11 protein-coding genes and 6 pseudogenes are annotated in these 13,136 nt (G+C 52.6%); 10 read left to right on the forward strand and 7 right to left on the reverse strand.

Annotation, left to right across the window (positions count from 1 at the left end):
• The 9 genes and pseudogenes from CD000_RS19075 to CD000_RS06730 form a co-directional block, all read left to right on the forward strand.
• Positions 1 to 130, forward strand: a pseudogene (locus tag CD000_RS19075) (RNA-guided endonuclease TnpB family protein); the annotation flags it as partial.
• Between the two features lie 74 nt (positions 131 to 204).
• Positions 205 to 339, forward strand: a pseudogene (locus tag CD000_RS19540) (nitric oxide dioxygenase); the annotation flags it as partial.
• Positions 335 to 505, forward strand: a pseudogene (locus CD000_RS06700) (nitric oxide dioxygenase); the annotation flags it as partial. The pseudogenes CD000_RS19540 and CD000_RS06700, both read left to right, overlap by 5 nt.
• A gap of 222 nt (positions 506 to 727) precedes the next feature.
• Positions 728 to 1,630 carry a formyltetrahydrofolate deformylase gene (purU, locus tag CD000_RS06705; protein ID WP_014195843.1) on the forward strand — a complete coding sequence of 301 codons (903 nt, stop codon included), beginning with the start codon at positions 728 to 730 and terminating at the stop codon, positions 1,628 to 1,630.
• 109 nt (positions 1,631 to 1,739) lie between these two features.
• The gene (locus CD000_RS06710; RefSeq protein WP_011231227.1) at positions 1,740 to 2,114 is read left to right on the forward strand and encodes a replication termination protein; all 375 of its coding nucleotides are present in this window, start codon (positions 1,740 to 1,742) and stop codon (positions 2,112 to 2,114) included.
• Positions 2,115 to 2,273: 159 nt separating this feature from the next.
• Complete coding sequence (locus CD000_RS06715; RefSeq protein WP_369792898.1) at positions 2,274 to 3,116, forward strand: ATP-binding protein; 843 nt, start codon at positions 2,274 to 2,276, stop codon at positions 3,114 to 3,116.
• A 10-nt stretch (positions 3,117 to 3,126) separates the two neighbouring features.
• Complete coding sequence (locus tag CD000_RS06720) at positions 3,127 to 5,031, forward strand: nitric oxide reductase activation protein NorD (RefSeq protein WP_096225291.1); 1,905 nt, start codon at positions 3,127 to 3,129, stop codon at positions 5,029 to 5,031.
• A gap of 17 nt (positions 5,032 to 5,048) precedes the next feature.
• Complete coding sequence (locus CD000_RS06725; RefSeq protein ID WP_096225292.1) at positions 5,049 to 6,290, forward strand: DHH family phosphoesterase; 1,242 nt, start codon at positions 5,049 to 5,051, stop codon at positions 6,288 to 6,290.
• A gap of 258 nt (positions 6,291 to 6,548) precedes the next feature.
• Positions 6,549 to 6,743, forward strand: a complete 195-nt coding sequence (locus CD000_RS06730) for a hypothetical protein (protein ID WP_021321620.1) — start codon at positions 6,549 to 6,551, stop codon at positions 6,741 to 6,743.
• A gap of 285 nt (positions 6,744 to 7,028) precedes the next feature.
• Here CD000_RS06730 and CD000_RS06735 read toward each other — a convergent pair whose 3' ends face one another.
• The 4 genes and pseudogenes from CD000_RS06735 to CD000_RS06750 all read right to left on the reverse strand — a co-directional run.
• Positions 7,029 to 7,274, reverse strand: a complete 246-nt coding sequence (locus tag CD000_RS06735; RefSeq protein WP_023634695.1) for an NUDIX hydrolase — start codon at positions 7,272 to 7,274, stop codon at positions 7,029 to 7,031.
• Positions 7,271 to 9,481 (reverse strand): catalase/peroxidase HPI, encoded by a 2,211-nt coding sequence (gene katG / locus CD000_RS06740; RefSeq protein WP_096225293.1) that lies wholly within the window; start codon positions 9,479 to 9,481, stop codon positions 7,271 to 7,273. The genes CD000_RS06735 and katG overlap by 4 nt, the downstream gene beginning before the upstream one ends.
• A 165-nt stretch (positions 9,482 to 9,646) precedes the next feature.
• Positions 9,647 to 9,952: pseudogene (locus tag CD000_RS06745) on the reverse strand (PH domain-containing protein); the annotation flags it as partial.
• 6 nt (positions 9,953 to 9,958) lie between these two features.
• A pseudogene (locus CD000_RS06750) lies at positions 9,959 to 10,366 on the reverse strand (PH domain-containing protein); the annotation flags it as partial.
• Positions 10,367 to 10,640: 274 nt separating this feature from the next.
• Here CD000_RS06750 and CD000_RS06755 point away from each other — a divergent pair.
• Positions 10,641 to 11,414, forward strand: a pseudogene (locus tag CD000_RS06755) (amino acid permease); the annotation flags it as partial.
• Between the two features lie 51 nt (positions 11,415 to 11,465).
• Here the strand turns inward: CD000_RS06755 and CD000_RS06760 are convergent.
• From CD000_RS06760 to CD000_RS06770, 3 genes are all read right to left on the reverse strand, one after another.
• Complete coding sequence (locus CD000_RS06760) at positions 11,466 to 11,642, reverse strand: hypothetical protein (RefSeq protein ID WP_233130407.1); 177 nt, start codon at positions 11,640 to 11,642, stop codon at positions 11,466 to 11,468.
• A gap of 240 nt (positions 11,643 to 11,882) precedes the next feature.
• A complete protein-coding gene (locus tag CD000_RS06765) occupies positions 11,883 to 12,449 on the reverse strand; it encodes a YdhK family protein (protein WP_011231187.1) in 567 nt (188 codons plus the stop codon).
• A 126-nt stretch (positions 12,450 to 12,575) separates the two neighbouring features.
• On the reverse strand, positions 12,576 to 13,133 hold the full coding sequence (locus CD000_RS06770) for a TVP38/TMEM64 family protein (protein WP_096226250.1): 558 nt from the start codon (positions 13,131 to 13,133) through the stop codon (positions 12,576 to 12,578).
• Between the last annotated feature and the right edge of the window lie 3 nt (positions 13,134 to 13,136).

Below are 13,136 nucleotides of genomic sequence, written 5' to 3' on the forward strand. Positions count from 1 at the left end.
GTCTGGCAAACTAATTAATGCTGATGTCAATGGCGCATTAAACATCTTAAAGAAAAGTAAAGCTGTAGACCTGAGTGTCTTATGCTCTAGCGGCGAAGTGGACACGCCTCAAAGAATAAGGATTGCTTGAAGCAGTCAAACTTCTTTGGAAGCCCCCACTTCAAATTTTCGCTAGAAAATTAAGTGGGGGTAGTTCACGAACTCATGTTTTCCAATCATCCGGAACTGCTCCATATTTTCAACCACGCCAACCAAAAGCAAGGGCGGCAGCAACGCGCCTTGGCCGCAGCCGTGTATGCGGCAGCGCGCTATATCGACCAGCTTGATGCTATTCGACCTCGCATGGATGCAATCCGTGATCCCGACGAAAGACGCAGACTTTTATTTCTGCGGCCCGATGCCGTTTATGAAAACCGTCTATCGTGCCCTAAAACAATGGAGTGTGCCAGAGGAGCACATCCATTACGAATTTTTCGGCCCGGCCGGCGATTTGACGAAAGACTGAGAGAGGTTTTTCGCTTGCCAGGGGGATGACCCAAAAGGGTCATTTTTCTTAACAAAACACAACATATTGTTTCTTAATGATGTTTTATACCTATATACGGTAATAAGAAAGGGGGTCCCGATCCTTTTGGGACACCCTCTTTTGTTATCTTCCCTGTTGGCAAGTTCATGAATTTTTTGTATGATGAATTGCAAGAAAAGCAAGAAAAGGGAGAGACAACGCATGACGACATTTCGCCAACATCGCTGGCAATCATTTTTGCAAGGTTACGAGCAGCGCGCTCGAATCCTTATCTCCTGCCCAGATCGCCCGGGCATCGTCGCGGCAGTGACGTCGTTTCTGTACGAACAAGGGGCGAATATCGTTGAATCGAGCCAATATTCGACCGATCCTGAGGGAGGGACGTTTTTTCTCCGCTTGGAGTTCGACTGTCCAAACATCGCCGAGCGAAAAGAAGAGATCGAAGCGGCGTTTGCCCCGATCGCTGCTGAATTTGAGATGCGTTGGCAGCTTCGGCTGCACAACGACATTCGGCGAATCGCGATTTTTGTCTCCAAAGCCGAGCATTGTCTGCTTGAACTTCTTTGGCAATGGCAGGCGGGAGAGCTGATCGCCGACATCGCCCTTGTCATCAGCAACCACCCCGACTTGCGCGAGACGGTCGAGTCATTTGGCATCCCTTATGTGCATATTCCGGTGACGAAAGAAACGAAAGCGGACGCCGAAGCCGAACAAATCCGTCTGCTTCGCGACTATCAGATCGACACCATCGTGCTTGCCCGCTACATGCAAATTTTGTCGCCGGCGTTTGTCGCTGAATTCCCGGGACGGATCATCAACATCCACCACTCATTTTTGCCCGCCTTTATTGGCGCGCGTCCGTATGAGCGGGCGTATGAGCGCGGCGTCAAATTGATCGGCGCCACATCGCACTACGTCACCGACGATTTGGATGAAGGGCCGATCATTGAGCAGGACGTCGCCCGCGTGGACCACCGCCACCATCCGGACGACTTAAAGCGGATCGGCCGACTGATCGAAAAAACGGTGCTCGCCCGGGCGCTTCGGTGGCATTTGGAAGACCGGGTCATCATCCACGGAAACAAAACGATCGTGTTTTATTGAACCCAAGCGGGAGAGGATTTTTCCTTTCCCGCATGGTATAATGAAGACAAGCAGGATTTGGCCGCCCAAAGAGCGAAATTTCATCCGTAGGGAAGGAGGGAAAAAGCCTATGGGAGAAAAACGGACGCCCAGCGGTTTTCTGTTAAAACAACGTGCGTTTTTAAAATTGTATTTGATTACGCTCACCGAACAGGAGCGGCTCTACGGGCTGAAGCTGCTTGATGTATTGCGCCAAGAGTTCAAGCCGTTCGGCTACCGGCCGAACCACTCCGAAGTGTATAAGGCGCTGCACGATTTGATCGAAGACGGCATTTTAAAACAAGTGAAACAGAAAAAAGAGGGAATGAAGTACCAAGAAGTCGTTTACTATCGGTTCGCCGAGGGCGGACAGGAAAAGGCGAAGCTGTACAAACGCCAGCTCAAAGCGGAGCTTGATCGGTGCGCGGCGCTCATTCGCAAGGCGATTGAGGACAACTTCGGTTGAGAGCGCCTCGTTTTTTCTTTGTTATATTTACATAATATATTTATGGTCTAGTTCTTTTGTTTTGCGTCCCGCCGGGCGATCTAGTAGAATGAGAGGGGAAGATCGCCACAGAGAGGAAGTCAGGAGATGGGAACATGGCCGTTGACGGTCACGAAAGAAATGGAAAAGCGAAAAGAACTGTTCCGCCGCGATCCGGATCGCGCGTTGATTGGAGCGGGCGGGTACAAGGCGGCAGATGAGGCGATCGTGCACGATGCCGCCATTGCGCTCGCGCTTGGGAAAAACGTGCTCTTAAAAGGCCCGACCGGATCGGGAAAAACGCGGCTTGCTGAAACGTTGTCCGCTTTGTTTGGTCAACCGATGCACAGCATCAACTGTTCCGTGGACTTAGACGCCGAAGCATTGCTCGGTTTTAAGACGATCGTGCACAAAAACAGCCAGGCGGTGATCGAGTACGTGCCCGGACCAGTCATCCAGGCGATGACAAAAGGGCATTTGCTATATATTGACGAAATTAATATGGCGAAACCAGAGACGCTGCCGATTTTAAACAGCGTCCTTGACTACCGGCGGCGGCTCACGAATCCGCTCACCGGCGATCTCGTGCAGGCGAAACCGACATTTGGCGTCATCGCCGCGATCAATGAAGGCTATATTGGCACCGTACCGCTCAATGAGGCGCTCAAAAACCGGTTTGTCGTCATCAATGTGCCGTATGTACAAGGAGAAACATTAAAATCGGTATTGTTGGCGCAAACTACATTAACGGATGAAACGTTGATCGATCGTTTCGTCGCCCTGTCGGCTGATCTGCTTGTGCAGGTGCGAAACGGACAAATCGCCGAGGAAGCGGCTTCGGTGCGCGCTTTGTTGGATGCGTGCGATTTGGCGGCGTACATGCCGCCATTGCGGGCCATTGAACGAAGCATCGTCGATAAGCTCGACGATGAACGGGAACGGGCCGCAGTGCGCAACATCGCTGAAACGTGGTTTGACGAATAGGAGGCTCGGCATGGAGCGGTTTATGATGTTCAATGACCGAACGGTCGACTCGAGTTTGGTCATGCAGCTTTCTGACCTCGCCCAAACGCTCATGCGCCGCCGCGACGTTGCCATCCAGTTCGCCGCCCATTCCGGCGTGCATTGTGTCAAGCCGGTCGTTTACGTCAGCCATTTTTGGGATGGGTATCCACCATTGGAGTGGGAAACGGCAATGAAAAGCGACGTCGGCTTGCGCATCATCGGCACGTATCGGCACACCGACCGATTGGCGGTTCGCGCCTTCCGACATGCGGTGGAATCCCGACCGCTCTCCAAGCTTTCCAAACAGCTGTTTACATTCGCTGAAGATCTTCGCTTGGAAGCCGTCTGTGAGCGGGAACGTCCCGGGATGAAGCAATGGTTCCGCACGCGCCGCCGCTTGTACCGCCGCTACTTCATTCAGCAATGGCAAGCGAATCGAACGCGCGGCGCTTGGGCTGATCAGTTTTTGGCGGGGATGTATTTGCGGCTCACGGCCGATTCGCCGATTGATGATGCGCCGCTGGCTCCGATGGCGGATGAAGCGGTGCAGGCGCGCCTTGAAACGTTATGGCCGCAATTTTTTGATGCTTCCTCGACAGCCGAGGTGGCGGACTGGGCGTTCGCCGTTGTGGAACTGATGAAGGACGTGCTGCCTCATGATATGGTCAATGCCTATACATCGCTGCCAATCGTTGAGGATGATGCGGACGAGAAAACGATGACGCTTCAAGATCTCAAACGGACCAACCCATTGGAAAACCGCGATGCCCTTCAAGAGGCCGATGGAGAGGCCAAGCGGCAAGTGCTGCCAACGTGGCATCGGGAAACGAGCCGGGCGGGTGGAAGCTTTCTCCGCTTTGAGCTCGAACGAGGCAGCCGCACCGAGATCATCAGCGATAAGGCGAGGCCGGGTGAAGACGGTGATCAGGCGCTGGCCGTCGTGAAAGGAACGTCTCGGCCGACGGCGCGAAACGAGTATGGCCTGGAAGCGCAAGCATCCTTCAGCGAACAGCCGCCGGCTGGAAACAGTGCGCCGTATGGCGAGGCCAACCGCCAAGCCGATCTTGTGCTTCTTCCTTCGTCGCCAAACCTCGCGCATCTTGAGCAATACCGCGCCAAACAGGCGGCGGTGGCGCCGTACCGAAAACGGCTTGTGCGCATCATGGAACAATGGCTTGAACACAAGCGCTCCGCTTGGCGCACGAACTTGCCCGTCGGTCGGCTGCGCAAACAATTGGTGTCGTTTTTCACTGATGAGCGGCCGCGCTTGTTTTACAAAAAAGGCGAGCCGACGCGGCGGTTTGATGCAGTCTTCGGCCTGCTTGTCGATTGCTCGGCTTCGATGCATGACAAAATGGAAGAGACGAAAACCGGGCTCGTTCTTTGCCATGAGGTGCTGAAAACGTTGCGCGTGCCGCACCAAATTGTCGGATTTTGGGAAGATGCGAACGAAGCAGCCGCTTCGCGTCAGCCGAACTATTTGCAGATGGCGGTCTCATTCCATCGCTCTCTTGAGCCGTCGAGCGGCCCGGCGATCCTGCAGCTCGAGCCGCATGAAGATAATCGCGATGGATTGGCGATTCGCTGGATGACCGAACAGCTCCTCAAGCGCCCGGAAGCACAAAAAGTGCTGCTCGTCTTCTCTGACGGCGAACCCGCCGCGTACGGATATGAACAAAACGGCATCATCGATACGCACGAAGCAGTCGCCGAAGCGCGCCGCCGCGGCATTGAGGTCGTCAATCTCTTTTTAGGCCACGGGGCCGACGATGAGTCAACGCGGCGGACGATTGAAAACATCTATGGTCGCTTCCGCGTCTTTGTTCCACATGTGAGCGAGTTGCCGGATCGGCTGTTGCCGCTCTTGAAAACGTGGTTGCAAAAAAGTTTGTGACAAAAAGGTGGGACCCCATGATCAAATTATTCACTGACAGCGATCTAGACGGCATCGGTTGCGGATTGCTCGCGAAGCTGGCGTTTGCCGAGGTGAACATTTCGTTTTGTTCCTATCGCAATTTGGATGAACGGGTCGTCCAATTCTTGCAAAGCGACGAGGCCAACGGCGCCATGTTGTTTATCACCGACTTGGCCGTCGGCAAGGAAGTGGAACAGCAACTCGCCGAACGGGCGGCGCGCGGCGGCCATGTGCAAGTGATCGACCACCACGTGACGGCGCTTCATTTCAATGACTACCCGTGGGGACAGGTGGTGCCGGTGAGGGATGATGGCAAAAAGACGTGCGCCACCTCGCTCTTTTACGACTATCTCGTCCGCGAGGGAAAACTCGCACCTAATGAAACGCTAGATGGGTTCGTCGAGCTCGTCCGCCAATACGACACGTGGGAATGGGAAGAGAATGGGAATTTGCAAGCGAAGCGGCTGAATGATTTGTTGACGATTTTCGGGCTTGACGGCTTTTGGGAGACGATGAGCGAGCGGCTCGCCTCCAGAGAACCGTTCTCCTTGACCGAGACGGAAGAGCTGCTTCTCGATATGGAAGAGAAGAAAATTCAGCGTTACATTCGGCAAAAGCAAAAACAGCTTGTTCAGCGCTGGCTTGGTGACTATTGCATCGGCGTCGTCTTTGCCGAGCGCCATTTGTCGGAATTGGGCAATGCGTTATCCAAGCGTTATCCTCATCTTGACTTGATCGCTTTAGTCAACATGGGGACGAAACATATTGGCTTTCGCACCATTCATGATGACGTCAACGTCGCTGAGTTTGCCCTGCAATTCGGTGGCGGCGGCCATCCCAAGGCGTCCGGCTGTTTGATCGATGATACAACATTTCCGCTGTTTGTCGTCGAGACGTTCCCGCTTCTGCCGGTATACGGTGATGCGGAACAAAACCGATTGAACAAAAAAGACGAGGCCGAAGGAGTGTTTTGGACAAATCACCATGGCCAATGGTGGCTGAGTCGTAAAACCGCTCAAGGTTGGAACGTGTATGCCGATGGGGGAGAGACCCATACGTTCCCAGAGGAAATCGCCGGCGAACGCTGGCTGAAGCGGCAGTTTGCCGCTGGCCTTGCCCATGATGCAGCCGTGCTCGACTTTTTAAGCGTTCGGCTCGGACGAGACAAAGATGCCATTCAAGCCGACTATAAAGCGGCCGTCAAACAATACAAGCAACAAACCGGCATTGAATCATGATGCCGGTTTTCTTTTTCTAAGAAACTGAACTGTGCTAAATCGGATTGCGGCGCTAACCGGCAAGATCATCACAACCCGCAAGGTCCAACAGCCACATATGCGCAAAAAGAAAAAGGTGTTCCGATCTCTTTTAGGAAGGATTGGGACACCTTTATTTGTTGCGGAAACGCCGAAGAGAAAATGTTAACATAATTGTAACAGTTTTTGTGTTTAGGAAAAACAGTCTTTGATTATAATAATAATAGGGAGGTGAAGACGGTGAAACAGTATGTCTTTTCCTTCTACACAGTCCAAGGGAAAACGATTGTGTGGGAAGAGGCCATTTCGGCATCTGGGATGATGGAAGCCTTTTCAAAAGCCCAACGGCTTCTGGTGAAACATAAGCAAGAAAAAGGCGTGCCAGTTCGCGTTCGGTATAAAGGCGTCCGCTATCGTCAAACGGATATTGCCTAAACGAAAGGAGAAAGGATGAGATCATGCGGTCCCTGCAGCTGCCGACGCGCAGTGGGTAACGTGCAGCTTCTTGAATGAGAATCAAGAGGCTGCGCGTTTTTATTTTAGGCGGGCGTGTCGATGGGCGTTTTTTTGTTTTGTCTCACTATTATGAGACTACTTGTTATCGAAACAGACTCTTTCGTAACTTCTTATAATTTATATTATGTTAACTTAAGATGGGAAAAAGAGAGAAAGGAACGTCACGATTCCTACTCCCCCTACGACTCGCCGCGACAGATAGAATTATATGTAATTCAATATTTCACGCGGCGCAAAGTCGTTGATTTTTTGCAATTCGTCTTTGCTCCACCATTTGAGTCCTTTCAGTGTGTCTTTTTCGTTCTTTGTCATTTGTTCGGTAGACAATGCGGTATCGGATTGGATCATGATTTGATAATAAATTTCCCGGCTAATGAAAGAGATTTCTAGACATACAAAAGCAGCTTGCCAATTCAGCGGCAAGCTGCTTCTTTTTGCCTCACTGATCAAACCGTGACCGACTCTTTGGCTTGTTTCAAATGAATATCAAAGCGGTCGGCGTTCATGACTTTCACCCAAGCGTTGATGAAATCACGGACAAATTTTTCTTGGTTGTCGTCTTGGGCGTAAAATTCCGCGTAGGAACGAAGAATGGAGTTGGATCCGAAAATGAGATCCACACGGGTCGCCGTCCACCGCACTTCGCCCGTTTTCCGGTCGCGGATTTCATAAATGCCGCTGTCTGTCGGCACCCATTCATAGTTCATATCCAACAAGTTGACAAAGAAGTCGTTGGTCAGCACCCCGATGCGGTCAGTGAAGACGCCATGAGGCAGATCGCGATAGTTCGCGCCCAATACCCTCAGACCGCCGATGAGCACGGTCATCTCAGGTGCGGTCAACCCTAGAAGCTGCGCTTTGTCGATGAGCAGCTCTTCCGGACCGACGCTGTACTCTTTCTTTTGATAGTTGCGGAAGCCATCGGCGAACGGTTCGAGCACCGCAAAGCTCTGGACATCGGTTTGCTCTTGTGTCGCATCGCCCCGTCCTGGAATAAACGGCACTTTGACATCAAAGCCGGCGTCGCGGGCTGCCTTTTCCACCGCAGCGCTGCCGCCAAGGACGATCAAGTCGGCGATGCTTACTTTTTTCGGCAGTTCGCGCTGGATGTCCTCGTAGACGGACAGCACTTTGGCGAGCCGCTCCGGTTCGTTCACTTCCCAGTCTTTTTGCGGCGCGAGACGAATGCGGGCGCCGTTGGCTCCGCCGCGCTTATCCGAGTTGCGGAACGTGCTGGCCGAGGCCCAAGCTGTTTTCACAAGTTCACTGACCGTCAGTCCGGAGTTCAAAATTTTGGCTTTGATTTCTTCAATTTCCGCTTCTGTCAATTCGTAATCGACTTCTGGAATCGGATCTTGCCAGATGAAATCTTCTTTCGGAACTTCCGGACCGAGATATCTCGTTTTCGGTCCCATATCCCTATGGGTAAGCTTGAACCATGCCCGGGCAAACGCCTCCGCAAATTCTTCTGGATTTTGATGGAATCGGCGGGCGATTTTTTCGTATTCCGGGTCAAACCGAAGCGCCAAATCGGTCGTCATCATCATCGTCGGAACTTTTTTCGACGGATCCTCGGCATCCGGAGCCAAGTCTTTTTCATCCGGGTCGACCGCCATCCATTGCCATGCCCCGGCTGGGCTTTTCGTCAGCCACCAGTCATAGCCAAACAGCATGTCAAAGTACGACGTATCCCACTGGGTTGGCGTCGGCGTCCAAGCGCCTTCAATGCCGCTTGTGATCGTATCGCTCCCTTTCCCTTTTCCGTAAGAGCTGATCCATCCCAGCCCTTGCGCTTCAATCGGGGCGGCTTCCGGCTCGGGACCGACGTGCGTGGCAGGGCCGGCGCCGTGCGCTTTTCCGAACGTATGACCGCCGGCGATCAAGGCGACCGTTTCTTCATCGTTCATCCCCATGCGGCGGAACGTCTCGCGAATATCGCGCGCCGCTGCTTTTGGATCCGGCTTGCCGTCCGGCCCTTCTGGGTTGACGTAGATTAACCCCATTTGCACCGCGGCGAGCGGGTTTTCGAGCTCGCGATCACCGGAATAGCGTTCAGAGGCGAGCCACTCTTTTTCCGATCCCCAATAAACGTCTTCTTCCGGATGCCAGACGTCAACGCGGCCGCCGCCGAATCCAATCGTTTTTCCACCCATCGATTCAATAGCGACATTGCCCGCCAAAATGAACAAATCGGCCCAAGAGATTTTGTTCCCGTATTTCTTTTTGATCGGCCATAACAACCGCCGCGCTTTATCCAAGTTGGCGTTGTCCGGCCAGCTGTTTAACGGGGCAAAGCGCTGCGTGCCGGTCGAAGCGCCGCCGCGGCCGTCGCCGATGCGGTACGTGCCAGCTGAATGCCAGGCCATGCGGATAAACAACGGCCCGTAATGGCCATAATCGGCCGGCCACCAGTCTTGGCTTTCCGTCATCAGTTTGCGCAAATCTTCTTTGAGCGCCCAATAGTCTAGTTTTTGAAACTCCTCAGCATAGTTGAACTCTTCATCATGAGGATTCGTTTTTCGGTCATGTTGATGGAGAATGCTTAAGTTCAGCTGGTTCGGCCACCAGTCTTTGTTCGTCGTTCGATTCGAAGACTGATTCGTTACGCTTCCGTGAAACGGACATTGAGCTGCATTCTGACGATTTTGATTTTCCATTCTCCTGTTCTCCTTTCCCTTACTTAACAAAAAATAGGAATTCCATCATTACCATTTCTAACTGTTTTGTTGCCATTCAAAAATGATAATGATTTGTACATTAGAATTATACTAAATTTATATTTAATAGTAAATAATAAAAGATGCCTTTTATTATTTTTATCTTACTGAGACCGTTTGACGTTCGAGCCAACCGCGGGTGATGACAATCGTATCTTCTTGCCTGCGCACGGCAAACGAAGCGAAACGGATCATATTTTGCCCGATCGCCACCCCATACGCGGCCAACAGCGCCACCAAACCGATGACTCCGATGTACCACCGCCCATGTCCGTTCCATGTCGCCTGTACATTGCGAAAGAGCGCTCCATACGGGATCAGGTCGCCAAGCTGGGACAAAAAGGCCCAAACGGCCGCCACTACGCCAAACGCTCCCCCGCTTGTCACAGCGGCAACCCATACTTCCTTCGATTCAGACAGAGCGGGGATTTCATGGACGGTGGCGGCCGTGAAAATCACGACCGAAGCCAACCCGTACCGTTTGAGCAAAGGGCCTTGCCGCACATCGACATGTTGGACGCGATTCATCGGAACTAACGTCCATGTCGTTGACCATACACCATGCTGGATTTCTATTTCTTCGTCGCGAATATCATAACGCCATCGTTTCTGGCGCAAGGGAGGCAGCCATCCGATCCATAAGATCGCTTTCACTCCACAGATGCACGCCAACGGCGCTAACCACCACTCAGGAACATGAAAGCGCGCCAACACCCAAGCGATTGCACCGATGATGACGCCGCCAGCCAATGTTCCCAACACTCCGGTCAAGCGCCAGACGGTGATGGCTTTTTCCGAAATCGGTTTACCGCTGTTGCGAAGCATCCTACCAATCTCCTTTTGGCGAGTTCAAAATCTGTTTCCAGTATAACAAAACATTTCCACATTAACGACATGTTTTTTGCGAACCATTGACAGAAAAACAAAACAATTATATTCTAAAACTATCTTTTTTGCTTAACTGCATAAAAGCATAAAAGCAAAAAAGCACATCATGAAATGAACTTCGTGTGAGAAAGGTTGTTGCTGTATGGAACATTCCCGCCCCTCATTGCAAAGAGGGCTGCTGCCCCGCCATGTGCAATTGATGGCGCTCGGCGGCATGATCAGCGCCCTGCTTGTCGTCATGTTTTCATACGGCGGAGCGGAGCTGATCGGTGTAGCGGTGACGGAGATGAAAGACGCCGACCGGGTGCTGCCGCGCGTCATTCGCACCACAATCTGGCGGGTTGTCGGCTTTTATCTTTTGCCAATGGCCATCATTTGCGGCATTATGCCATGGAACACCGTTTCGGAAACGAACAGCCCCTTTGTCCAAGTGTTGGAAGCGATCGGGTTGCCCGGCGCGGCCCATGTCATGAACGCGGTGTTGCTCATTGCCGTCTTATCGGCGGCCAATACAGGCGTCTATGCGACTTCTCGGTTGCTGTACACCATGGCTGAACAAGGAGAAGCAAGCCGCCGCTTGCAGCGGACGACGAAACACGGGGTTCCGCTTTACGGGATGGGAATGGTCGCCGTCTGCATCGCCGCTGGCGTGATCGGCGCCTACTTGGCGCCCGGGCGGATCATCGGGGAATTGATGACGATTCCTGGGTTTACCGTGCTCATCGTTTGGATGATGATCGGCGCCGCTCAGCTGAAGCTGCGGCCGCACTACAAAACGAAGCCGTTTTTCCGAACGAAAGGGTTTCCGTACACAACGATGGCGGCGGTCGGGGCGCTCGGGGCGATTTGGCTTGGCTTTTTGCTTCAAAGAGAGCATCGAATCGGTTCGCTTCTCTGCGTGGCCGTCTTGGTTCTCTTATTCATCTATTCCACTGTCAAAGAAAAGCAGCATCAAGCAACAAAAGCGCCCGGGCGAACGGCGTAACCAAACCGCCTCTTTTCGCTCGGGCGACAGCTAGAGACGGGCGTCCTTTCATCATAGACGGCGCCCGTCTTCCTTTTTTCGTGTCCAACCGTTCCCACGATATTCGTCCCATGCCCGCCAGGCCATGGTCGCCATGCCGAGCGCGAGAATCAGCGCCTGTCCGTCCATCCGGTGTTCCGTCCATAAGTAATGCCCTGCCGCTCCGATGCCGTAAAGCAACCAAACCACTGAAAACCACATAACTCCCAACCAAAATCTCCGCATCGTTTCTCCCTTTCTTTCTCCCGTTTTCCCGATCGCTCCGTAAGACTCAGGCGAAGCCGCCTATATTGTCTATTTTTTGAAAAAATAGGGGATTTTTGTATAATTATACCACAATTTTCACAAATGAGCCGAAAAAAACAAGCCATTCCCCTATGCTCCAAGGGAAATGGCTGCGCGTTTTGCGGAAACACCGATGATGATTCGTTAGTTGGCCGGCGACAGCTCGTCTTCGGTCACCCATTTGTGGTTGGTCACTTTTTGACCAGTTTCCGTATCGATGTAATCGACCATATACACCGTCGTTTGTTTCGCCGAATCAATGACTGCTTTGGCCCCTTTCATCCCTTCCATGTGATCGGCATTCAAGACGACTTCATCGCCCGGCTGGAACGGTTTGTCTCCGGCGTTTTCGATTTCTTCGTGAATGACCCATTTATGGTTTTTCACTGGGTCCCCGCCTGTAGTTGGGGTGTATGTGACCGTATAGACGATCGTGTCAAAGGCACCGGTGACAGTCGCCTTGGCTCCATCCATTCCCGGCATATGGTCGGCATGGATGATGACTTGGCTTCCAACCGGATACTTTGGTTGTTTCGCCTCCTTCAATCCGGCCGGCACCTCTTTGGAGCCCGAGTGATTCATTCCTTCATGCCCGGTGTGAGAAGCTGTATGTTCCTTTGGCGCTTTGTTGTCGTTGGCACCGGTGCAGGCCGATAACAAGAGCGCTGCCATAACTGAAGTTGTTCCTAATAACATTTTCCAGTTTTTCATCGTTTTCACCCTCCTTGCCTTGTTAGCATACCGGACATTTGTGCAGATTTTGTGGAGATGGCCTTGGATTTGCCGCTAAAGGCCGTATGGCGCCTAGGCTGACTGTCCTTTTGGGCGGGGGCTGTTTCACCCCGCTGCTTTTTGCCCTATCTTTCGCCAGACGAACCACAAAAGAATGATCGATGCAACAGCGAGCATCAGTTTGCCCGCCCAGGCGGCCTCGAGGAATTGATGGACGGCATACGCTTCCATCCATAAAGCTGGGAGCTTGCCGAGCGAACTGGCGGCCGCAAAGACGAGGAAGGACGTGCGGCCGATGGCGGCGACAAACGTTACCACCCCTGATGGCACAAACGGCAACAGTCGAAGCGCGAAAATGAGCCCAAACGCCTCCTTGCCACTGGCATGAAGCAACGGCTTCACCTTGGGATGGGAAAGCCATGTCGTCTCGCTCCATCGGCGAAGTCCTTTTCGATACAAGACAAACGAGACGACCGCTCCGAGCGCCTCGCCGGCAAACGACACCCAAAAGCCGGGCCAAAATCCGAAAACGGTCAAATTGGCGGCAGTCAAAAAGGCGCTTGGTACGACCCCGAGCACGCTGATCGCCACATTACAGGCTAGACTCAAGAAGTACGCCGCTCCGCCGTATGCTTGAAGGAACTCAATCATCCGTTCTTCCATTTG

The sequence above is a fragment of the Geobacillus sp. FJAT-46040 genome, from assembly GCF_002335725.1.
GTDB classification, from domain to species: domain Bacteria; phylum Bacillota; class Bacilli; order Bacillales; family Anoxybacillaceae; genus Geobacillus; species Geobacillus thermoleovorans.

Excerpts from the sequence above, each read along its gene's own strand:
- purU (WP_014195843.1), top strand. The coding sequence starts at position 728 with ATGACGACATTTCGCCAACATCGCTGGCAATCATTTTTGCAAGGTTAC.
- CD000_RS06710 (WP_011231227.1), top strand. The coding sequence starts at position 1,740 with ATGGGAGAAAAACGGACGCCCAGCGGTTTTCTGTTAAAACAACGTGCG.
- CD000_RS06715 (WP_369792898.1), top strand. The coding sequence starts at position 2,274 with ATGGAAAAGCGAAAAGAACTGTTCCGCCGCGATCCGGATCGCGCGTTG.
- CD000_RS06720 (WP_096225291.1), top strand. The coding sequence starts at position 3,127 with ATGGAGCGGTTTATGATGTTCAATGACCGAACGGTCGACTCGAGTTTG.
- CD000_RS06725 (WP_096225292.1), top strand. The coding sequence starts at position 5,049 with ATGATCAAATTATTCACTGACAGCGATCTAGACGGCATCGGTTGCGGA.
- katG (WP_096225293.1), bottom strand. The coding sequence starts at position 9,481 with ATGGAAAATCAAAATCGTCAGAATGCAGCTCAATGTCCGTTTCACGGA.
- CD000_RS06765 (WP_011231187.1), bottom strand. The coding sequence starts at position 12,449 with ATGAAAAACTGGAAAATGTTATTAGGAACAACTTCAGTTATGGCAGCG.
- CD000_RS06770 (WP_096226250.1), bottom strand. The coding sequence starts at position 13,133 with ATGGAAGAACGGATGATTGAGTTCCTTCAAGCATACGGCGGAGCGGCG.